We start from the raw sequence: 23,326 nt of genomic DNA on the forward strand, positions 1-23,326 counted from the left end.
GCATCAGGTTTCCGATGGCGCCGCATCCACGGGGGCCTTCTCGCCCCGCGATCCGGCCCAGTTCAGGCCCAAAAGCACGACGATCAGCACCGTGCCCGCGATTTCAACCCGCAGGTCGGGCCAGAACAGCGCGATGACGCCCGGCACCAACGCCAGCCGCATCCAGAGCGGCATGGGACGCCACAAAAAGCCCTCCAGCACCGCGGCGAAGGCGATAAGGCCCAGGATCGCGATGGCACCGCTCCAAAGCACGAGGGGCAGGGGACCGCCGAGGATGATCTCGGGGTTGTAGACCATGAAAAGCGGGATCAGGTAGAGGCCCTTGGCGTATTTCCAGGCCTGAAAACTCGTCTCCATCGGTTTCGACCCGGCAATCGCCGCGCCTGCGAAGCCCGCGAGCGCCACGGGGGGCGTGACGTTGCTGTCCTGAGAGTACCAGAAGACCACCAGGTGGGCGATCAGGATCTGGATGCCGAACTGCTCGGTCAGGGCGGGGCCGACGAGGATGATGAGGACGATATAGGCGGCGGTCACCGGCAGGCCCATGCCGAGGATCAGCGAGGCGATCAGCACCAGGATCAGCGCCAACAGAAGGTTGCCGCCCGAGAAGGCCACCATCATGGCTGAGAACTTGAGGCCAAGCCCGGTAAGGCCCACGACCCCCACGACGATGCCCGCCACGGCGCAGGCCATGGAGACGGCGACGGCGTTTCGCGCGCCGAGTTCAAGCGCTTCCAGCGTCAGGGCGACGCCGCGTCGACACATGGTGATGAAGCCGTCCAGCGACGGGCTGTTGGCACCAAAGTTCCACAGGGCGCGGGCGGCAGCGGCGGCGAGGATGGAGCCGATGGCGTAGAAGCCCACGCGCATCGGCGAATAGCCCGCCACGAGAAGCGCGATGAGGGCCACCAGCGGCAGCAGGAAGTGCCAGCCGCCCGCAAGGACTTCGCGCACGCGGGGGAGATCGGCGGCGGGCAGGCCCGTCATGCCCTGTTTCACGGCGGCGATATGGACCAGCAGGTAGACGGTGCCAAAGTAGAGGAAGGCCGGGAAGATCGAGACCAGCACAATGTCCACATAGGGCATGCGGGTGAACTCGCTCATCAAAAAGGCGCCCGCACCCATCAGCGGCGGCATGATCTGACCGCCGGTGGAGGCCGCCGCCTCGATCCCGCCTGCCTGGGCGGGGCGGTAGCCCAAGCGTTTCATCAGCGGAATGGTGAAGGCGCCGGTGGTCACGACATTGGCAATGGCCGAGCCCGAGATGGAGCCCATGCCCGCAGAGGCGATGACGGCGGCCTTGGCGGGCCCGCCGCGTTGCCGCCCGGTGGCGGCATAGGCCAGATCGATGAAGAACTTGCCCGCGCCGGTGACCTCCAGAAACGCGCCGAAAAGCACGAAGATGAACACGAAGGTGGCCGCGACGCCAAGCGGGATGCCGAAGATCCCCTCGGCCCCGAGGGTCATCTGACTGGCCAGACGTTCCAGCGAATAGCCCCGGTGGTTGAGGATGCCGGGCAGCCAATCGGCGAGGAACGGTAGCTCTCCCCGGCTGCCTGCGAAGGCGTAGGCGATGAAGAACGCACCGATCAGCGTCATGCCGAGGCCGACGCAGCGGCGCGCGCCCTCCAGGACCAGCACCATGGTCAGCACGCCCATCCAGACGTCGACGGTGCGCGGGAAGATCTGGTTGGCGATGATGTCGATGTTCACCGGCACCCAGCCGCCCGCGACGATGCTGGCCAGGATCAGCGTGCCGTCGATGGACCACCCCAGCGCGCCGCGCGGCTTGTCGCGGCCAAAGGCGGGGTAAATCAGGAAACACAGGACCAGGATGAAGCCCAGGTGGATGGGGCGTTGGTAGAACAGCCCCAGGGGCTGGACGCCCGCAGCATAGAGCTGGAACAGCGACAGGCCGATGCCGATGATGGTGATCGCCTTGAGGACCAGCAGAGGTTGTTGCGGGGGGCTGGCGGGGGCCTCAGCGGTAGCGTCCATCGGGGGCAGTCCTTATTGCGGCGGTTCGAGCGCGATGCGCACCCGTTCGCGGGGGGCCTGGGCCGAGAGCGACACTGTCACCTCGCCCGCTTGCAGCCGGTGGTCGACGATCCCCGCCCCGGGGCGCAGGACATAGGCATTGCCGGGCACGGCCTCGTTGATATTCAGGATCAGGTAGCCGCCGTTGCCGTCCGAGACCTGCTCCCCCCGGCCCGGAATATGGTCCAATCCGGCAGCGAAATCAGGCAGATGCGACCAGACAAGCACCATCTGGCCCGCGCGGTTCTCGTAACAATCGGAGACCTCAAAGCCTTGCACGGAGTGATGCCAAAGCACGCACCAGCCTTCCCCTTCAGGAATGCTCAGCCGGGCCAGTTCGGTGCCATCGGCGATCCGGGTCGCGACAAGATCCTCGGCGCCGGCGACATGGGCAGGGGCGATGAGGAGGAGGGCTGAAAGCCCCCCTCGCCAAAGCATATTCACTCGCGCAGAGCGTCCGGCACATCCGCGCCGACTTCGTCATAGTACCGCAGCGCACCGGGGTGCAGCGGGATCGGCGTGGCGCCCATGGTGAACGGGATCGTGGTCTCGTTCGCCGCCGGATGCACGGCCTGCAACTCGGCGATGTTCTCGAACATGGCCTGGGTCAGGGCATAGGCCAGATCGTCGGACATCTCGGAGGACACGGTCAGCACGTTGGGAATGCCCAGAACCGGGGTGTCTTCATCGACGCCGTTGTAGCTGCCGCCGGGCAGGGTGGTCATCGCGAAGGTCGCGTGGGCGCCCATGGCGGCCTCCAGCTCGGCCTCGGTCATCGCGATGATCACGATATCCTGGGTCGTGGCGAGGTTCAGGATCGAGGAGGTGGGCGCACCCACGGACCAGAAGCCCGCGTCGATGTCGCCATTGGCCAGCGCGTCGGCAGTCTCATTGAAGTTCAGGCGCTGCTCTTCGATGTCGTCATAGGTGATGCCGTTGGCCTCAAGAATGGCGGCTGCGTTCACTTCGGTGCCGGAACCCGGCGCACCCACGGACACGCGCATGCCGCGCAGGTCTTCGAGCGACGTGATACCGCTGCTTTCCAGCGCCACGATGTGGACCATGTTGGCATAGAGCGAGGCCAGCGCGCGGACCATCGGCAGCTGCTGGCCGTCAAAACGACCGGTGCCGGAGTAGGCCTGGGCCACGGTATCGGCCAGCGCGATGGCAAGATCCGCGTCGCCGGTGGCGATCAGACCCATATTCTCAACCGAGGCGCCGGTGACTTCGGCGGTCGCGGAATAGCCCTCAACGTGGTTGTTGACGATTTCCGCCAGGCCGCCGCCCACGGGGAAATAGGTGCCGCCGGTGCCGCCGGTGGCGATCGACAGCTGGTCCTGAGCCACGGCGGGCGCCGCAAAGCTCATCGCGACAAGGGCCGCGGTTCCAAACAAGCCAACAGGCTTGCGAAGCAAGTGTGTGGTCATAGCATCCTCCCAAAAGGGCATGTCGCCCATATCATCCCGCGTCTCCGCCCGGGATCTTCGTTGTCTTAACAGATTGGGAAAGTAATGGGACAGGTCTTGTCGGGAAAGCGGAATCTTCTTCGCAGCCCACCGCCCGGGCGCGCGCAGGATCTTGCCAAACCCGCTGCGCTGCAGCGCGGGGCGTGTTGTGTGGGTGAGGGGACGGGCGCTGCGTAGATCAGTGGCACTGGAAGCGAGGGCGGCTGAGGCGGATGGCGGGATCAGTCCTGACCGGGCTCTGGCGCGGCCTCGTTTGTGTGGAACATCACGCTTTCAACGCCCACCACCATCTGGAACGCGAAATCGCCGGAACTCATCGGGGGTTCTGACGGCGCGGCGGGGCGCAGGGCGGCTTCAAGGCCTGCAAGATCAACGACCCGGGTCGCAGGGTCTGCGTGGCCCGCGAGCGAGACGGATTGGGCCAGATCGACCGTGCCGTCCGATTGCCGGTGGGGTTTGGTGTAGCTGGCGATATCGGTTCGGGCGCTGTCAGGGCGGTCGAAGCCGAAGTGCAGCACCTCGGCCTTCTGCGCGACGCGGAGCGCCTCGGCCTGGCCGTGGAACAGCGCCAGAAGCATGTGATCGGACAGAGGCTCATGGCGGAACCGGGGCAGCCCCGGGTCAGAGGCTTGCCCGCCCTGGGGCTGCGCATAGGCGGTGACCTGAAGATCCGGCCAGCCCTTCACCGCGTCCGAGCGCAGCACGATCCCGCTGATCACCTGGGCAGGCGGGGTGGCAGGTTGGGGCAGCGTGGGTTCATGGGCCAGATCGGCATGGGACAAGCGCCCGACGCTGAACGCGCCCGCCTGCAGCGCCGCGACCCATTGGGGGTCGACCGCCAGAAGCCGCAGGCTTTCAACGGGCAACAGCGCGTCTTGGGCAAAGAGATAGGCCATCGGCACATGGCGCAGGCGGGCGAGGTCGTCAAACCAGCTTGCAACCTCGGGCGGCAGATCCGGCGCGCCGTCGAGGGGGCGGAAGGGCAAATGATCCAGGTGCCAGCGGGCGTTGCGAATGGCGCGCAGATGCTGGCGCTTCCAGTGGAACAGTGCACGCGCAACGATGCGGCGTTTCAGGGTCAGCCCGCGCCCCAGTTCCCAAGCGGCGGCAAGCGAAATGTCCAGCAGGCCGCTATCGTGGCGGCGCAACAGCGCGTCAGCGGTTGCCACATGGGGGATGCCGGTGGTCCCGCCGACCACATGGGGCACCAGCGGCCCGCGATAGAGCGCCGCCGTGGCGCTGCCATCGCGCATCCGGTACTCAAGGGGCACGTAGCCCTCGGCCGCCGCGTCCTGCAACGCAGCCGAAGGCCCGGTCATCGCGTTGGGCAAAAGGTGGAGGCGGGCGGGCGTGATGTCGATCTTCTCCAGCAATCCCTTGAAACTCTCGGACCGCGATTTGCAGCTGTAGCGCCAGGAATGCAGGCTGATGAACCGCACCTGCGCCGCGCCGGCGGCTTTCAGATCAATCATGCCCTCCGCGTCAAAGCGTGCCTCGATTGACACCAGATGCACCGTGGCGCTTTTGCCGGGGCGCGCCAGGCGCGTGCCGGTGATGCAGGACAATTCCGACGTCACGACCTCTGCCGCGTCCTTCATTTGGCGCACATGGGCGGTGTAATAGAGCGCGTGCCAAGGGGCCGCCGCGCCGGGCACCCAGGTGGGGCAGATCCTGCGCAACAGATCGGCAGAGACGTCGATCACCCGTACCTCGGTATCGTCGGTCTTGCCGAACTCGGGCGTGAAATGGCCCATGGTAAAGCGCGGCGCGGCGGGATCGGGCGTGCTCAACTGCGCGCGCAGGGCGCCGATGGTGGTGGTACTTGGGACCGGCTGAGGGTCGTCTTCGTCGAAGAGTAGCAGCGCGAGCCACGGCATCCGGTCCCGCCTCTGTGGCTCGGGCTCGGGCTGGTCGGCGTTTGGCAAACGCTCCCACGGGAGCGTCGTGCGGTTGAACATGATGTGCGGCAGCGCATTGGCATGATCCCCAAGCGAGCCCGGGGGCGGAAAAACGTTGCGGATGTGCTGGGGCGGCACGCGGAAGCGGTCGCCGGAGACGGTGAAGGCGTGATCCGCCGTGTAGGTGGCCGTCTCGGTTGTGTGCGTGATCGCGTCCGGCACGCCGACGGCGTGATCGACGTGCAGCACGTAGTTGCCCGCCAGAACGCTCGGCAGATGTTGCGAGGTCAGCGACAGCCTTTGCGCCGGATCGACGGGATCGGGCAGGTCTGTCGGGTCTGTCGGGTCACTTGGGTCTGTCGCATCGGTCACGTCGGTCATGTGGGCCTCTGCAATTGAGTCAGAATGTCGGTGGCCAGGGTTTGATCGGCGTCGCTTTGGGCGGCGCGCGTGCCGTGCCAGGTGCCGGGCGTGATCACCGGGGCGGTCTGGCCAGAAAGCGCGTTCAGCGTCTGGGGGCGCGGGGTGGTCTCTGTCTCCAGCACGGCCTCGGACACGGTCACATAGGGTTCCGGATCTATCGGCGGGGCGGCTGGCACCAGGGTCAGACGGTCCAGAAGCGAGAGGGTGTGCTTTTCGGCGTTGAGCTGCGCGGGCGCGGCTTTGCCGGCATCCGTGGCGGGCTTCCAGATGGCGGCGGGCAGGGCGGAATGATGGCCCACCACCTTGAAATCATGGGTGATCTTGCCGCCGCGATCCGGCCCCGCTGCGCCGGTGCCATGGGTGACCCAGATCTTCAGATGCGAGGTGGCGCCGTCATCCACCACACCCATCGCGCCGATGCCAAAGGGGGCGGGGCTGTCGCCCTCGGGCGCTGCCATGCCGTCGGCCTTCATCGACCGCATGGGCAGGGCGGTGGAGACTTCCAGGCACAGCTCCTGCGGATTGAGGATCCAGTGCGGCGTGCCCGCCGAGGTCACCGTGTCCATCAGCCCTGCACTGGCCTTGACCGTCACGAAATCGGCCTCAGACTTGGGCAGGAAGGCGTCTTTGAACGCGGCCCAGGACAGGGGCGGCACCTTGGGCCTGGACGGGCCGAAATGGATCGTGACCGAGAAGATCCAATAGCTGACCCGCACCTTGCCCGCGAAATCCGGGCCCCAAACGTGCAGATCGCCGCCGATCTCGACGCTCAGGTGGTGGGTGCCGAAGAAATGGATCGTCAGCTGCGCCCCGATGGAGACCATGATCTCGGCGTCGTAGTGGTAGGGCTGCCAGGACAGAAGGAAATCCGCGCCCGCCATGAACCAGGCCTTCAACGGGCCGGAATCGTAGACCGCCTTCAGGTGACCGCCCGCCATCACGGCATGGGGTGTCAGGGCGAAATAGGCATCGCCCTGGATGCCGATGTCGTCGTTGATCTTCCAGTCAAAGCCCAGGCGCGGCACGCGCGGATAGTAGGGGGGCACGACGAACTGGCGGTGGTAGCCACCGATTGTGGCCACCACATCGCCGCGCCGGTCGGCGGGCGCATCCCCGAACCAGGCCGAGAACGCGAGGCCGCCGGTGACCCGGCAGGACCGCGAGAAGAGGTACGAGTTTGGGGTCAGGACCGAGCGGACCTGCAGCACGCCCTCGCTCGGCACGAAGCTGGCCTTGGTGGCCAATTGCAGCTCTACAATCGGGGATTTGGGCGTTTGCCCGCCGGGCTCGGGCACCGGCACGGTGATGGCGGTCAGGCCCAGGACGTCAACCTCGAAGCGCTTGCCGAACTCGATGGCCAGGACGACGACGCTGTCGATCATCTCGAATGAGGTGAAGCGGATACCGGCGGCGAAGAAATACTCGCCCACGTCAATCGGCACAGCGGTCTGGATCTGCGCCAGCTCTGCCGTCAACGCGTCCCCGATCTTGGCCAGCGAGGTGGCGCCTTTCTCGGAGGCGGTGGTGGTATCTTCGCCGTCTGCGCCTTCTGCGCTGTCTTCGGCTTCCGGCTCTTCCGCACTTTGCGCGCCGCCGGTGATTGCGGCCACGAAGGGAAATTCCGGCACCGCTTCGGCGGCGGGGACCCGGATGGACCGGTTATAGCCAAAGCCGCCCGCAATGCCGGTCATAAAGAAAAACGGCGGCCCGCCAATGGGATAGTCGAGGGCCGCGTAAAGGAAGAAGGATTTCTCACCGCCGCCCAGGGCGGCATAGGCGCCGATGGCCGAGAGGGTCAGGATCTCGGTCTCGACAATGACAGTGCCGGCAAAGGCCTCGGCGTCCGGGTGCTGGGGCGGGGTGTATTTCATGAACCCGCCGCCGATCTGGATATCGCCGGTCTTGTAGTCCAGCACCAAGCCATCGAGCGTGAAGTCGAGGTCAAACCGGTCCAGTCGCGCGCCCACGCCCGCGTTGATCAGACCGAGCGAGAGCGGCCCGAGGGTAACGGAGGCGTCGAGCAGGAACCACAGACGCTCGTCCGCGTAATTGACGCCCAGTTTGTCGAAATAGAGCGGCCCAAGGGGCTTTTGGATCTGGAACCACTTGGCGGAACTGGCGGGCGTCTCGGGTGCGGCGGGTGTCGCAGGGGCCGCGCCCGTGCCCGCATCCTCGGCCTCAGGTGCCGCGGCGGGGGTGCTGCTTTCGATGGGCAGCTTCACACCGCCCAGGTCCAGATCCGCGCGCAGCACCAACCCGTCCAGTGCCGGGGCGCCCGCCAGCTCCGCGCTATCCGGGGCCGGGTCCGGCGCCGGGGTGGCGTCAGCGGCGTTAGGGTCATCCTCCCCCACCGGTTCGGGCTTGGGCAGGGCCGGGATGCCGAGGCTGTCGAACCAGGCATCCATCGCGGTGACATCGGCCTCTGTGAACGGCGAAAAGGCGTAGCCGATCAGCACATCGCCCAGTTTGCCCGCGCCCTTGGCGTCCAACCCCAACGGCTTCAGGGCGGCGATGTTGAGGTCAATCTCAAGATCCGCGCGCGCGAACATGCGGCTTTCGGGTTTTGCGGGCGCGGTGCTTTCCTGCCCGGCGTCCTCGGTTGGGGCCGCTGCGGTATCTTCTTCAGACGCCGCACCCTCCTCGGACGCGGGGGCCTCGCCGCCGGAGGCATAGACAAAGGCCGCGTCCTTCACGGTCAAATCCAGGGGCGGCGCGGGCAAGGGGCGTTCGGCGATCGCCTCCAAAAGCGCCGAGAGGCTCAGGTGAGAGCCGCCGCCAAGCGCGCCCATGACCATGCTGGAGGCCGCCGTTTCGCCATCCTCGGACGCGGGGACGCGCTTGAAGTCGACGTCGAAGAGCAGGCCGTCGACCTCGATATGGCCGCTCAGCTCTGTCCCTTCCTCGCCCGATTGCAACCGGACCGAGACGCTCAGGTGATCGAGGTCGGGGATTGAAACGGCGATCATCGCGTCAAACCCGGCCTTGGTGCCAAAGGACACGCTCAGGCCCGTGACGGCGGCGTGGGCGAAGACATCGGGTAGGGTGGGGGTGACGGTATGGCCCTCGAAGGCGCTGGCCAGGTGGGTCACCAGCGCGCCACAGCCCAGGCGCCCGCCGGGTTTCAACGTCGCGGAAAAGGCCGCGTCGCCGTCGGTGTAGCTGGCGTCGAGATCAAAGATAAGCGGGGTTTGCGGCGCGTCTGACAGTGCCGGAAGCGTGGCCTCTGCCCAGAGGGTGACGTTGGTCGCACCGGCGGCGGTATGGGCGATGTGGGCCTCCACCGCGTCGACGGTGAAGGCATCGAGGTGCAGAAGATCGCGCAGGCGCACGACCAGATCCGCGGTGCCATCCTTGGGTGAGACGCTGACGCGCAACGACTCCAGGCTTGGCGAGGGGTCGGTGCGCCCGTTGGGCAGGGCCAGCTTGTGTTTGGCCGCGAATGTCTTGCCGTCCACCGCTATGCCGGGGGCAAGGAAGCCGTCAATCGACAGGCTGGGGAACTGCACTCTGGCCGAGGTCGTGACGTCAAAGACGTCCACTGTAGCCTCGACAAATCCGGTGACGCGGCCCCCGGTGTCAAGAAGCGTCAGCGCGCCCATCCGCAATTTCAGCGCATGGCTGAACTGGTGGTCCGTCAGGGTCGCGGCGGCGGGGGCGTCCGTCCAGGTGACCTTGAGATCCAGCTTGTAGGGCGCCTCATCGTTGGCGGGCGTGAAGCTGAGCCGTTGCAGCGTCAGCCCGCCCGCCGCCTGCCGGATCGGCGCGGGGATCGCGTCGGTTAGGCCCGGGACCAGTTGCACCAGCACGTCGGTGAGCGTCCCGGCGCGGATCGGCTTGGTCACCAATATCTCATTGCCCGGCCCGATGGAGACATCGGCCTTGAGCGTGCGCAGTGCGGCGCTGATCTTATCGTGGAGCGCGTCGGTCAATGGTGCACCATGGCAACAGGCGGCACGCTCAGCTCGGCCAGGCGGTCGGGCGCAAGGGTGGGGCCGTCAGTGGGCGCGGTCCAGACGTGCAGGTCCAGCGTGGATTCCACGCTGACCCCCAGCGTTGCCTCATAGGCGAGGCCGAAGCCGTAGGTGTCGGTCAGGCCCAGGTCGAACACGGTTTCATTCTCTGACTTGGTGCCGCCCAGGGGCACGCGCACACGGATGGTGTTGAGGATCAGGCCTTTTCCCTTCGTATCCAATGCCTTGACCTTGTCCAAGTCAAAGAGGGCACGGGGCGCGTAGGACGTGCCGGGGCGCGCGACCTCCGCGATGGCAGGCGTATGCGCCTCCAGCGGAATTTGGAGCTGAGTGGCGAAGGCGAAGCCCGCCTCCAGCGAGATGGTCTCAATCCCCGCCTCGGTCATGGAGGCGCGGTAGCCCGCATCAATCGGGCACTCTTTGGCGAAGCTCTTCAGGTTGGCTTTGGTCAATCGCAGGGAGGCCAGGATCTGGGTTTGCACGGCCCGTTCGGCGGCCTCCAGCGCCCCGCCGCTGCGCGCCTTCTCCAGCCATTTGAGGAAGAGATCCGCGTTCAACGTCAGCCCAAAGGACACGCCACTGCCGTTGGGCAGCGCGCGGGCGGGCGAGCCCTCGGACTTGTAGGGCCAGAACACCGTCACGGCGCTATAGGCGAGCGTGTTGTAGTAGGCGGTGCCGGGGCCGGTCGGGACCGCCGCGCCCTCATCCTCGTCGTCCTCCTCCACATGCAGCGCGTTAAGGTAGGCCTTATGCGCCGCGCTCTGGTCGGTGGCGCGGCCGATGTCGAGTTGCTGTTTGGCCTGGCGCACGTCCTGGGTCATCACGATTTGCCGCCCGCCGCTGGCCTCGGATGCGACCTGGAAGCGGTAGTCCGTCCACCGGCTGCGCCCCGATGTGCCGACGGAGGCGCTGGCCGATGCCTCCCCGCCCAGGGTCACGCCGGTATTGACCAGCGTCAGGTCCACCGCGCCCGCCCCCTTGGCGCCCGCGTCGAAGGTCCCGCCCCAGGAGCGCGCCAAAAGCATCGTGTAGGGCCCGGGCGTCAGCGGCTTGGGGGCAGGCGCCGGTTTGCCCGCCGGATGCAGAGACAGGCCCATCCAGTCCGCGAAGCGCTGCAGGTAGCCGGTGGCCTCAAAGCCACGCTCCACGCGGAGGTGCTGCAGCTCGGTAATCAGGTCTTGCGCGTGACGTGCCACCATCAATTCGCGCGCGCGCTTGCGCTTGGCGTTGCGCGGGTTGCCCTTTTTGCTGAGCCCGGTGGTCACGATGCGGATGTGGTCAAGATCGGCGATCAGCTTGTCGAGGTCGGGGGCCGTGTCCAGCAGTTGCGACGGCAGGGTGCCGCCCTTGATTTCAACCCCGGTGCGGGTCTTGACCTCATCCTTGGCGGTGGCGACCGCCTTGGCCTCCGCCGCCTCCACAACCCAGCCGAAGCGGCCCAACATGGTGGTCAACCCGCTGCGGAATTGCCCGATGGCGTCCCGGATCCCCGCGGGCGTCGCAGGGCCGTTGGCCGGCGCCACGACCGACAGTTTCGCCGCCGCGGCAATCAAGTTGCGCGCCTTGTCGACGACCGAGATGTCGACCGCCGTGCGCATCGCCCGCGCCATCGCCTCGGACTGGCCGTTGCCGCCGAAATACTGCGGCTGCGGATCATAGAGCTTGGTGTCTTTCAGGTGCACCTCTGCCGATGCCTTGAAGGTGAGGGTGCCCTTCAGCTCCAGAATGGACAGCGGTTGGAATGCCTGCTCCATCTTGGCGGTCTTGCTGACCTTCGCCTGTCCCTCAAAACAAGCGCCCGTCAGCAACAAGAGCGCTGTGGGCGATTGCGTCTGCCACCAGGTCATCGCCGTGGGCGCGGGTTGACCAGCGCGGTGGGCTTTCTTGCGGCCCTTCGCGGCGCCGGTGGCCGGGCGCAGCAGCGTGCTGGTCCAGATCGATTTCGGCATCCGGTAAATGCCGATCATATAGACAGAGTTGCGATCGGCGGTATTGGAGATCTTCGGCGCAACAAGTGCCGAAAGCCACCCCAGGCCCGGCACCGCGCCGAACCAACTGCCGTCCACCGATAGTTTCAGCCGCCCCCCAATCGCGCCGATGGCCGTCGACAACTGCCCCTTGAGGTTGGGGTCGATCTGCACCAGCCGGTGATAGCGCGAGAGCTCACTGGCCTCGGTGATCCCGTCAAAATCATCGAGATAGCGCGCGATGGCCTGGGCCTGGGGGGAGGGAGTGCTCACGTGACCTGCCATCAGTAGAATGCGAAGAAGGAGAAATCGGCAGCCTCGTTGCTATCCGCCCGGATCTGCACGATCTCTGCGTTTTCTCCCCAAACCCTCCACCCTGGCCAGGCCCAGTCTGGCGATTTGCCTCTGCTTGAATTGTTTATGTATTCGACCAAAACAGTGTTGTTAGACGCGTGGTCAGAAGACTCATACGCACCGAAAAATGACGCTACCACTGTTGGAACTTGCGTCGCGTCATCGAACTTCAGGAAGAAAACTTTTGAGTCGAATGTATATTGCGTCACGCCTGCAATCTTATATTTTTTGTATGTACGCATTTTCCCGTCAATGGTCGGGGAGTTTGTAACAAATGGATCACTGCGCCTTATCCGGCCGCCACACATATAGTTAAATGTCGCGCCCCTGACCTTTAGTGAGTCAGTATAGATGCCCCTAGATGTCACCGATTGGATGAAGACCGTTGATCTTGGGGCGCGTGGCAGTATGTCGTAAAACCGTGCGGTCGGCGCAGTCACCTCCGTCGCCGTCATCACCAGCGTTTCATCCAGCCTCTTGAGTTGGCCCGGGTTCGCCGGGTCCGGCACGGACTGGGCAAAGGTGATACCCGTGGGAGCCAGGCTCATCCGATTGGGCAGTGCCGCAACATCCGAACTTCTGTCCTCGGCAAAGACACTGGTCGTGGCGCGCAGTGTGGGGGTTTTCGCGATGCCCGTCAGCGTCAGATCCTTGGCCTCGACCGCCTCTGTCGCGACAAGCGTCTTCGCCGTCAGTTTGCCGTCCGGCGTCAGCCGCAGGGCGGGTGCGTTGGTCGCAGGCGCGGCCACATTGGCGATCTTTAGGTCATCGCCGTCCATCGATAGCGCCATCCCGCGACCGCCGGTTCTGAGGCGCAGGCGGTTGACCCCCAACTCTCCGGTCTCCAGCTTGGTCAGGCCCGTCTGCTCCAACGGGCCATAGAGAAGCGGGCTTTTGCTGACGATCAGCCGGTCACGCACAAGGCCCAAGGGCACGGTGACATTGGCGGGGGCGGGGTGGTGTACCTCAACGCCTTCCAACTGGACGTCCAGCGCCGTCAGCCCGATCTGGGCGGTGGACTTCAGCCCATTCAGGGCCAGGATCAGGCCTTCATCGATATCGCGGTCCAGCGCCGTGGCTTGGGTGTAATTGAAGGTGCATGTGTAGATGCCCGCCTCCGCCTCTTGGCCCGTGTAGCGGAAATTATCGCTCTTGGTGGACGAAGCGGTGAGGCGAAGTTCCTCGAAGACCTCGCCGGCGATCGAACCGGCCTCGGGGGATTTACACAGCGCGCCCGAACTTGCGGGCGCAACGCTGAACCGCAGGACCACCTTGGACCCCTGGACAAACCGCAGTTTGGGCGTGGTGAGATTGCGGATCTGGATCTTCAGATCCGTCGCCATGATGCCGTCGGTCATCACATGCGACGCGCCTTTGACGAAAGAGATGTCGAGATGCACGGGCGCAAGCGGTGCGGCGGGGGCAGGGGACGCCGCTGGGCCGGGGCGCGCGCCCGTCGTTGGGCTTGCGGGCGGCGGGGTTGGGCTCGGGGCCGGATCGGGCCCGGGTGCCGCGTTTGTAGGGGGGGCAGAGGTGGGCGGCGGGGTCTGCCCGGTGGTCTGAGGTGGCGGCGGTGACGTGGGCGGCGTGGGGGGCGCCTGCGTCGTCGGTGGCGTCGGCGGGGCGCTCTCTGGCGGCATCTCCTGCACTGGGTTGAGCGTGTCGGAAGGGGCCATGCCCGGCGGTGCGCCCAAGGGATCATCCACCGTCGTGGTCGGTGCCGCCTGTGCGGTCACCTGCAACGCAAGGCGCGCCTCAAAGGGCGAGGCCGAGCCTTGGTTGTCGAACCAAAGCGAGACCGTCAGCTCGGTATGGCCCAAGGCCAGGGGCGGGGCCACATGGACCCCGTTCAACTGGAAGGGCGCCACGCCACCTGCGGGGATCGTGATCCTCTCTTGCGAGCGGAAGGTGATCTTGTCTTGCGGTGCCTGGGTCTCGACGTTCAGATCATACTCCGGCGCGGCGGGGGCTATGGCCTGAAGGTTGCCCAGGACGCCGTTGCGAAAGCGCACGATGACTTGCGCGGCGTCTTCGACCGTGTCCGACGCGCGCAGGGTGATATCTTCCGTGCCTGTGTTCACCACCTCGACGATCAAAGTCCGGTTCTCGCTTCCCGGCGTGGCCTGCGCGTCATAGACCAACCCGCCCGCGCCGGTGGCAGTGCCCGAAAGCTGGATCTTCAGGGGGGAGGGGGCGAGGCCCGTGGCGCCCTCTGCGCCTTCGACAAATTGCGTCATGGATCACTCCCACTGTCAGGGCCAGCCGAGGTCAGATCCTCAGAAGCTTGTCGGCGAATTTTCTCAACCAACTCAAACACCTCCAGGTAGGGTTTGGTGCCGAGGGCATCGAGAACTTGGTTTACCTCATCCAAGGTGAGGGTCAGGGATATCGTCACGGAGAGCTGTCCTTACGCGCGGCTTTCGCCTGTTTCGTGTCATTGGGGCGCAGCGCGAGCCAGCCGTCGCGCGCGATGATGTGGCTGCCGAAAGTGGGCGCGTCTGTGGGTTGTTGCGGCGGGTGAGGCGCGGTGAAACCTGCGCCGTCCGCCTCGTACCAGGCCCAATCATAGCCACCCTCCACAGGGGTTGGCACGGCCACCCGCGCCGCATCCGGCGCAAGGATCGGTGCGGTCTGGAACGTCACTTCCAGCCGCGACAGGGCCTGGGCCACATGGTCTTGGGGCAGTCGAAGCTTGCTGACGGGCAGAAGCCCTGTCGTTGCGTGAACCGCGGCGAGCGGGTCCGTCAACAGCGTCACGTCAACGCTGTCGCCCGCCGCACTCACCGCCAAGGGACCCGGCGCGCCGGGGCGGTAGGCTGCCAAATGCGGCCCCTTTGGATTGGTCACCAACGGCATGTTCAACGCCGCCCCCACACCAGGCGCGGATCCCATCCAGAAGCCAAAAAGCCCGTCCCCCAGTTTTCGGCGATCCCCCAGCATGACGGGCACGCTCAGGTGCTCGACCCCTCCGGTCTCTGCCGGGCCGCCGTAGTGTTCCCGCAGGAGGCTCTGCCAACTGTGCGATGTGGCGGGCGCGCCGAGATATTCCAGCTTCAGCCGCGCGCGCACGATGGCCATGGGCCGCCCCATCAAGAGCGCGAGGTCGCCTTCGGCAAACCCGCCCTCGGGGTCTATGTGATCCTCGGCCTCTTGCAAGGCGTCCATAAGCGCCGCGTGGTCCCCACCCGGATCGTCGAGCCAGGCTTGCACCGCACGCAGGCCCGGAGCGACGGGCTCGGAGGTCAGGCCCGGACGTTTGGCGTGATCCGGATCATCCCGGCGTCGCCCGTCGTGGACAGAACAGGCGCGCCCCGCGGCATCAAAAAGTTGCAGCGCCCCGTCGATATAGTCAGGCACGATCCAGCCCAGGATCGGGCTCGTGAGCGGGTGGTCGTTGAACACCTCGGTCGCGCCCTCGCCGGCGGATACAAAGTGAAACCCAAGCCGCGCGGCCTGGGTGAGGCGCGGTTGCAGCAACAACCGCTTAGCCCGGCCCCGGTCCGCGCCCCGGTCCGGCCCCGCCACCGAGGTGCCCGCCATGGTCAGCGATTGCGCGCTGTCGATGTCGGGCTCCTCAAGATCAACGAACTGGCCAAAGCCATCAATCAACCGCAGCTTGGCAATCCCCACGGCCCCGGATCGGAGCGGCTGGAACGGGCCATCGGGCTTGGCCGCCAGAAGCGGCCCAGACCCGAGCGCGTCGCGCACATCCTCGGCAAAATCCGCAAAACCGCCGAGGGCAAACGGATCCATGATCGGCATTTGGAAGCCCTGCACACGCTGCAACAGCGCATCGTTGAACCCCGCCAGCGCCTGGCTTAGCGCCATGACCCGGTGATCCTTGGGGTAAACCAGATTGATCAGCTCGATAAGGAAAGCGGCCTCCGTGGCGCTGACATGGGGGCACGCGGTGGCCGCAGTAGCGTAGAAGCCCCGCAACACGCCATGGTTGGCGGCCACATAAGCACGCTCCTCGCCCGAAGGCGCCCGGCGGGCCTGAAGCGGCTGGCCGTCCGTGTCGGTGGTGAAAAACCCGTCCTGGACGGCGCGGGTCACCAACAGCTCTTCGGCCTTATCGGTCAGGTCTGCGCCCGCGTGCGGCGAGAGCGGCGCGCGCCCCGTGACGGGGGACGGCGAGGGCCGCAGCGCGCTGGCACCGAGGTCGCGGGTCAGATCCGTGGGGGCCGCGTCGATCAGCGCATATTGCGTGCTCAGAAGATCGGCGGGGTAGGCCGGAACGCCTGCGGCACCGGGCGCCTCAGACTGCCAGGGATGGACGGCGGCGTCCCACTCCATGATCAGCGGCGTCCATTCGGTGCTCTGCGGGCGTACTTCGCCCGGCGCGCTTGTGGTCGCGGCACTGTCCTCAACGTAAGCGTGGTCCGAGGCATCGCGATTGGCTGAGACAGCCGAGATCGCCGCACCGGTCAACAACACGACCGGGTCGCGCGGGCGCCAGAAACGGTCCGACACGGTCTGCTCCGCCCGGTAGGCCAGGCCCGCTTGCGACAGCGCCGCATCCAACGCCTGCCGCGCCGCGTCCCGGTCCGAAAGGGTCGCTGCGCACGCCGCGCGCAGGTCCGTCAGGGCCTTGAGCGAGGTCGCCGTAATCACCTGGCGCAGGTCCGCCGGTGTCAGCTCGTCCGGGCTGTCGTCCAGGTCCTCCTCAGAGGCGCTGCGCAGGTATTTGCACCAATCGCCGAACAACCGTTGGCGCGCCGTTTCAATTGCCGCCGTCTCTCGGTCCAGCTTGGCCTGGGTCGTGTTCAATGTCGCCAGCGGGGCAGCGAGCGTATCGGGCAGCGGAGCCCGTGTTTCCGCCCCTCGCGCATCGGCCTTCTGCGCGGCCTTATCCGGAACAATGCGCCAATGGGTGCCGCCATCGTGGGCGTCAAAGCCGCTCTGGTGGCGGGCCTCTCCGAAAAGCGGGCCGTGATCCATGCTCGCCACGTCAATCTCGGGCGCGAGGGTGGCGGCGATCAACTGATCCTCGAACCGTCGGCGCTTGGCCATATCCGTCCCATGGGCTTTGCACGCCAGGGCCGTGGCCAGCGCCTCCGTCCCGGTATGGGCAAGGGTCAACGTGATATCCCCCGCGCTCGGCGGCGGCGCGGGATTGGGCGCCGTCGCGGTCCCCCGGCACGAAAGATGCGCCGTCGCGGGCCCCGTGTCCGCCTCCCAGGGCACCCACTGCGTGTCTTTCCAGACCAAAAGCGGCCCGGTCAAACGGCTGCTCAGATCTTCGACGCCGCCCGGCTCCTGCAGCGGATCATGGTCGCTATACGTGCCCTCAACCGTATAGACGTCCCCCGCCTGCCCATCGGGATCGAAGAGGCCGAAGATGCTGTGGCAATTGGGGTAGAAAGAGGCGAAATACGGATCGCCCCAGCCGATTGCTGTCAACGCGCCGCCCCCCAGATCAGCCAGCCGTTGCGCCGGGGGCGCGGCGGGCCCGTCGGTGATGTCGATCTGACGGCCAATATGCGCGTAGGGGCGCTGGAAATCGAGACGCCTGGCCAAGGGGTAAGTGACGCCGCTTTCGTCCCCGCGCACGGCGTCGCTGTCCACCTGCCAACGCTTGCCCCCGCGTGCGCGGCTCACATGCCAGCGGTTGGGAAGGCGCGGAAACTCCTGTTCGCGCGTGTTGTCCGCCCGCGTGACAATGCGCCCGTCGGTCAGCACCGAGGGCATGCGGAAATGCAAATGCACCCCGCGCTTGAGAAGCGTCAGATTGCCCGAAAGCGGACGGCTCGACACCGCGTGGGCCAGCGGCGGCACGCCGGTGTTGTAGTCCCGGTCGCGGTCATACCAGGGCAGGCGCGTGACGTCATAATGGGCTGGCGCAACATGAAGATCATCGCCCAAACAGAGAATATCGATCTGTGTTCCAAGAACGACATTCGCCATCTTGTTCCCCCCGTAAGGGTCAGTCTAGGCATGACTTTTCTTACAGATCAACACCGCAGGGGCATTTTGTTAACGCTGCGTAAGGTGCCAATGAAATGGGGCTGGCCAAGAGGGTGTATAATGACGTTTTTTTAGGCGATGCGCACACGGCGCGCGGGTTGCCACCACGCCGCCGCCGATATCAGACGCTTCCTATTGCACGGAAGGATAGACGGGAGAGACAGTCTGAAAGTCGATAGATTTCGGAGGTTCAAGTTTTTCATTAAGTTGGAAGATCTGACCCGTAGCAGAATGTACGGCAAGATTGTGACCGCATTGGTTAGATGGCGCCGACCGCGCAAGTCTTGGGCCGTTGCGTGCAGATCGCTTCCGCGCGCGACACTGCGATACTACTGCAACGAATTGCGGCACCTAAAGCCAACTAAGTCTCCGCGGCTTGGGAGTCACTCCGCAAACACCCAGCCGCGAGCGCTGCACCCGCGACCATGAGCGACGCTGTCCCCAGCATCAGCGGTAGGCCCCCAAGCTGATAAGTGGCGCCGGACAGCACCGTTCCAAGGAGCCGCCCTCCGGCGTTCGCCATGTAATAGAAGCCCACATCCATGGTCACGCGCTCAGCTTTTGTGAAGGCGAGAATAAGATACGAATGGAGGGCGGAGTTGATCGCAAAGATCGCGCCGAAGATGAGCAAGCCCGCAACCAAGATGGGTGTCAGCCAGGTCTGAGAGCCTTCAGACGCCAGGGCCGCAACAGTGAGCATGGCGGGGATCGCGGCAAGGGCCCAGGCCCAACCTTTTGCGGCACGCACCAAGTCACCCTCGGGCCGTGATGACGCACGCAGAATGCGTGGGGCGGAGGCCTGGACGACGCCATAAAGGATGACCCAAACCGCCATGAACGCCCCGATCATGAAGAAGGCCGCTCGGTTTCCGGACACGGTTCCGTCGGACAACACCGCGTAGAAGTAGATCGGGATACCAACCACGAACCAGACGTCGCGCGCGCCGAACAGAAACACTCGCGCCACTGAGAGCCAGTTCACATTCGATGACTTTGAAAAGACCTCTGAGAACTTCGTCCCTTTCCGACCCTTCGGAAGACCCGGTGGCATCGCGATCAACGCGGCGACCAAGATGACGGCAAGGATCGCGGCCATCCCAAGAACAGCCCAGACAAAACCGAGCGTCGCGAGCAGCGCAGCCCCCAGCAGAAAGCCGAGGCCTTTCACCGCGTTCTTCGACCCCGTGAGCAGCGCCACCCAGCGGAACAGCCCGCCCCTCTCTGCTGGGGCCAGTAACTTCACAGCAGACTTCGAGGACATCTTTGCGAGATCTTTGGCCACCCCACTCGCGCCCTGCACGACCATCACGAAAGCCACGGAAACACCGATCGCCCAGGTCGGGTCGAGCTGAGCCAAAGCCAACAAAGCCAGAACCTGAATGCAGAGACCCACATAAAGCGTAGAGGTCAAACCGAACCGCGCGGCGATCCACCCAGCACAGAGATTGGTCACCATGCCCGCGATTTCATAGAGCACGAAGAGGTAGGCGAGCTGAACAGGGCTGAAGCCCAGGGTGTGGAAGTGCAGCAGCACCAGCATCCGCAGCGCACCGTCGGTGAGCATGAACGCCCAATAGGCCGCCGTCACGGCGATATAGGCCGAAAGCCCCTCTGGCCGCGCGGAGGTGTCGGTCACACGGACGCTCCAACCATCAGCGCCACATCAACAAGTCGGTGGGCATAACCCATTTCATTGTCGTACCAGGCGTACACCTTCACTTGCGTCCCGTTGATGACCATCGTTGATGGCGCATCCACGATGCTTGAGCGTTCGTCATTGGTATAGTCGGTCGAGACGAGCGGCCGTTCTTCGTAGCCCAGAATGCCCTTCAGTTCGCCGTCCGCCGCGGCCTTGAAGAGGCCGTTGACCTCTTCAGCGGTGGTTTCACGCTCCACCTCAAAAACACAGTCGGTCAGGGAGGCGTTCAAAAGCGGCACGCGCACCGCGTGGCCGTTCAGGCGCCCGGTCAATTCCGGATAGATGAGCGTGATCGCAGTCGCGCTGCCTGTCGTTGTCGGGGTCAAAGAATTCAAAGCCGAGCGCGCACGGCGCAGATCCTTGGCGGGCCTGTCGACGATTGTCTGGGTGTTCGTCACGTCATGGATCGTCGTGATCGAGCCATGCTTGATGCAGAGGTTCTCATGAACGACCTTCACGACCGGCGCGAGGCAATTGGTGGTACAACTCGCCGCCGTGACAATCCGGTGTTTGCCCGCGTCATAGATGCCCTGGTTGACGCCATAAACGATGTTGGCAGCATCGCCGTCTTTCACGGGCGCAGAGACGACGACTTTCTTCACGCCCGCCTCAAAGTAAGGCGCGAGCTTGGCCTCTGACTTGAAGACCCCTGTGCAATCGATCACGACGTCCACGCCGTCCAACGGCAGAGCTTCAATGTCTCTTGTCCCGATGAACGGCAGGCGCGTGCCGTCAATCGTCACGCTGTCCGCATCATGGGAAAAGGCGGCCTTCCATCGACCATGAACCGTGTCAAACTCCAGAAGATGGGCGTGCATTTCTGGATCGCCGACCGCGTCATTGATCCAGGCGATCCTGGCCCCGCGCTCCAGCAACGGCTTGAGTGCAAGTTTGCCAATCCGGCCAAGGCCGTTGAGCGCGTAGGTGGTCACGCAGAAGCTCCTTCGTTCGTTTGTGCGATATCGTCGACAGCTTTCTGCAACGCGATCCGGTCGAGCGACGCGATCGGCAAAGCCGTGAAGGCTTTGATCCGGTTCAGGAGCGCGCCATAAGACTGATGAAAAGCCAGGTTCTTCTCCGCGTTGGAACCTTCCACCTTCACCGGGTCCGGCATCCCCCAATGGGCGCTCACCGGCTGACCGGTCCAGGCCGGGCACTCTTCATTGGCCGCCTGGTTGCAGACCGTGAAGACGAAGTCGAAGTCCGGGGCATCTTGGCCCTGGAAGGCCGACACGTTCTTCGCCTCCAAAACAGTGATGTCGTGCCCCTTCTGCTCCAAAACTTCGAGCGCAAAAGGGTTCAGCTCGGAACGCGGCTTGGTGCCCGCCGAATAGGCCACGAACCTGTCCCCGGCCTCCTTGCGCAGGATAGATTCAGCAAAGATCGAGCGCGCTGAATTGCCGGTGCAGATGAAAAGGACATTGTACTTGCGATCCGTCATGGGACTGTCTCCTTCAAAGCCAAATGAGGTGAGGGGTGAACAGATTTCCGGGCGCCCGCGACAGCAATCGCGCAGCAGGTAATCAAACGTCTCGCGCACCGCATCCATATGGATCGCATAGCGAAGCGACGTTCCGACACGCTCTTGCGTGACCAAACCTGCCTGCATCAGCGCGCTCACATAGGTCGATAGCGTATTGGGCTTAAGTGCGAGTGCATGTGCCAACTCGGTCGCAGGCACACGATCCGGGTACCGCCGCATAAGCAGCCGGAACAGGGCCAGGCGTTGCGGATGGCCAAGGGTCGAGAGACGGTTGGGAGCTTGTGATTCCATAATTCATGAAATAATGAATTATTGAGTTCGGCGCAATGGATTTCACACCGTTTCAGAGAACAGGCATTGCTCTGCGGCGGAAACAATAGACTACCGGCCAATATCGGAACAACTACCAAAGCAGTCTCAGGCTTCGTTCAAAGTTCCTAGAACTGCGAGCTTATCGGTGGCGGACCTTCGTAGCAGCAATCTAGCCTTCCCTTTGCTTTGCGCAGTGTTGAGCTAAGCTTGCGTAGATGCAGAGAACAATCTGGCCGTCGCGAACAACTTGGCGATTTTGGCTGACGACGTGCCGGGCCGTCCATACAATAAGGTCTGACGTCGGCGGACGCTCTTGCGACGCCTCCCTTTCAAATGAGATGTAAGGCACATCACGATCATGTCAGAACATGTCCATGTGAGAGCAGCGCCCTCGGAGGGCCGGTAGCCGATGTTGACTTCACCGAGGAGCAGGCACACGCTTGGTCGTCCAAACCGTCGAGCACGCTTGGGGCCAGGACCAAGGCTGGTCCACACGGCATCTACAACGAGTTTGTTGTGGGCGTGCATTCGCCAACTCGTGCGATCTGGCCACTCATTTGGAACGGATCGGGGCAAACGCCAAAAAGCCTGTTATTGGTTGCTAGCGAGCCTTCATTATCAATTGGAGATCTTGCGGAACGTTATGGCGTTTCGGTTGGGGGATATACGGCGCGACGGGTCACGCCCAATTCGTCCAAACCAACGTCGCCATTGAAGTCAATTCTGGGGCTGCGGTTTTTCAGGAACCTCAGAAAATGGGTATCGGAGAAAAACAGTTCGTCCACATGCAAATAGCTGCGTTGCGATCTAGGGGCATTGAAAAGGCAATCCTAGCTTGCTGATACTCTTCACCCCGCAAGCTTCGCACAAGGGTCGGGATTAGGTCCAAATCTTCAATGTCGTCGGTGTCTTCAAGGTAGCTTCCGAAGACTTCCAACCGCTGCATAAAAACGGGGCTGTCGGGGAATTCCACTTTGTATTGGTCAATCCGCCCCAAGACTTTGGCCAAGAGCGTATCCGCTTCCTCTCGGGTCATGCGCTTGACGAAGCGCACATAGGTGAGGCGAAGGGCCTTCTCTGTGGTCTTGAATGTGGACGGGGCGGCGGCAGCTTTGGCGTTGTATCGGTCCACCTCTTCGTCACTCAAAAAACCACCTTTCGTTAAGAAAAAGCGTTCCGCCTCTTCCAACCAACCTTCGGTCAACATCGCGTCGAATTCGTCGGCGGTCATTTGCTCTAACCAGACGTCGCGCGTTGCTTCCCAGCGCAGCGCCTTTTTTTTGGAAGTCGCGCGCGTCTTTGGCGGGCATTCCGCCGATGACGTCCGTTTTGCTGACCTTCAAAGTCACGTTCTTTTGTTGGTGGCCATCCGAATATGACCCGAGTTGAGCCGCCTTAGAAGGGGGTGGGTCCGCTTCGCGCACATAGGTCAATTAATCCGGTTTGTATTGCGCAACCTCATGCAACGAAAATAAACGGCACAGATCCATCCGGTGCTGGACCGGCGCTGGGGCTTGGCGTTGGCACGAAATCCCTTATTCTATGCTTTGAATTGATGGCGGAGAGACAGGGATTCGAACCCTGGGTGGGCTTGCACCCACAACGGTTTTCGAGACCGCCCCGTTCGACCACTCCGGCACCTCTCCGCGGTCTTGGACCCCGCTCGGGCGGGCTCCCGGGCGGACAGGTAGCGGCAAGCGGCGGGGCACGCAAGGGGCTGCGACGTGCAAGCACGTTTGAATTTTTCCT

At 64.3% G+C, this 23,326-nt stretch carries 12 protein-coding genes and 1 tRNA gene; all 13 read right to left on the reverse strand.

All coding sequences use genetic code 11. From position 1 onward, the window contains the following. Positions 1-3 precede the first annotated feature (3 nt). The 13 genes from AC6I9R_RS11855 to AC6I9R_RS11915 all read right to left on the reverse strand — a co-directional run bounded on the left by AC6I9R_RS11855 (position 4) and on the right by AC6I9R_RS11915 (position 23,223). Positions 4-1,998, reverse strand: coding sequence for a TRAP transporter permease (locus tag AC6I9R_RS11855; protein ID WP_461425774.1), 1,995 nt, complete (start codon positions 1,996-1,998; stop codon positions 4-6). A gap of 12 nt (positions 1,999-2,010) precedes the next feature. Next, complete coding sequence (locus AC6I9R_RS11860) at positions 2,011-2,475, reverse strand: DUF1850 domain-containing protein (RefSeq protein ID WP_461426611.1); 465 nt, start codon at positions 2,473-2,475, stop codon at positions 2,011-2,013. A 2-nt stretch (positions 2,476-2,477) separates the two neighbouring features. Next, the gene (locus AC6I9R_RS11865; protein ID WP_461425775.1) at positions 2,478-3,464 is read right to left on the reverse strand and encodes a TAXI family TRAP transporter solute-binding subunit; all 987 of its coding nucleotides are present in this window, start codon (positions 3,462-3,464) and stop codon (positions 2,478-2,480) included. 260 nt (positions 3,465-3,724) lie between these two features. Further along, positions 3,725-5,782, reverse strand: a complete 2,058-nt coding sequence (locus AC6I9R_RS11870) for a hypothetical protein (protein WP_461425776.1) — start codon at positions 5,780-5,782, stop codon at positions 3,725-3,727. Then, positions 5,779-9,753: a DUF6603 domain-containing protein gene (locus tag AC6I9R_RS11875; protein WP_461425777.1), complete on the reverse strand. Its 3,975-nt coding sequence runs from the start codon at positions 9,751-9,753 to the stop codon at positions 5,779-5,781. Before AC6I9R_RS11875 ends, AC6I9R_RS11870 begins: the two co-directional genes overlap by 4 nt. Next, positions 9,750-12,035, reverse strand: coding sequence for a hypothetical protein (locus AC6I9R_RS11880; RefSeq protein WP_461425778.1), 2,286 nt, complete (start codon positions 12,033-12,035; stop codon positions 9,750-9,752). The genes AC6I9R_RS11875 and AC6I9R_RS11880 overlap by 4 nt, the downstream gene beginning before the upstream one ends. An 11-nt stretch (positions 12,036-12,046) precedes the next feature. Beyond that, the gene (locus tag AC6I9R_RS11885; protein WP_461425779.1) at positions 12,047-14,353 is read right to left on the reverse strand and encodes a hypothetical protein; all 2,307 of its coding nucleotides are present in this window, start codon (positions 14,351-14,353) and stop codon (positions 12,047-12,049) included. A 154-nt stretch (positions 14,354-14,507) separates the two neighbouring features. Next, entirely contained in the window at positions 14,508-18,023 is a 3,516-nt protein-coding gene (locus tag AC6I9R_RS11890; RefSeq protein ID WP_461425781.1) for a hypothetical protein, read from the reverse strand. A 421-nt stretch (positions 18,024-18,444) separates the two neighbouring features. Further along, positions 18,445-19,719, reverse strand: coding sequence for an organoarsenical effux MFS transporter ArsJ (arsJ, locus tag AC6I9R_RS11895; RefSeq protein ID WP_461425782.1), 1,275 nt, complete (start codon positions 19,717-19,719; stop codon positions 18,445-18,447). Further along, positions 19,716-20,714, reverse strand: a complete 999-nt coding sequence (locus tag AC6I9R_RS11900; protein ID WP_461425783.1) for an ArsJ-associated glyceraldehyde-3-phosphate dehydrogenase — start codon at positions 20,712-20,714, stop codon at positions 19,716-19,718. The genes arsJ and AC6I9R_RS11900 overlap by 4 nt, the downstream gene beginning before the upstream one ends. Then, the gene (locus AC6I9R_RS11905) at positions 20,711-21,556 is read right to left on the reverse strand and encodes an arsenate reductase/protein-tyrosine-phosphatase family protein (protein ID WP_461425784.1); all 846 of its coding nucleotides are present in this window, start codon (positions 21,554-21,556) and stop codon (positions 20,711-20,713) included. The genes AC6I9R_RS11900 and AC6I9R_RS11905 overlap by 4 nt, the downstream gene beginning before the upstream one ends. Before the next feature lie 769 nt (positions 21,557-22,325). After that, positions 22,326-22,808, reverse strand: coding sequence for a hypothetical protein (locus AC6I9R_RS11910; protein WP_461425785.1), 483 nt, complete (start codon positions 22,806-22,808; stop codon positions 22,326-22,328). A 325-nt stretch (positions 22,809-23,133) separates the two neighbouring features. Continuing rightward, positions 23,134-23,223 (reverse strand) — tRNA-Ser (locus tag AC6I9R_RS11915). Positions 23,224-23,326 lie beyond the last annotated feature (103 nt).

The organism is Gymnodinialimonas sp. (assembly GCF_059726805.1).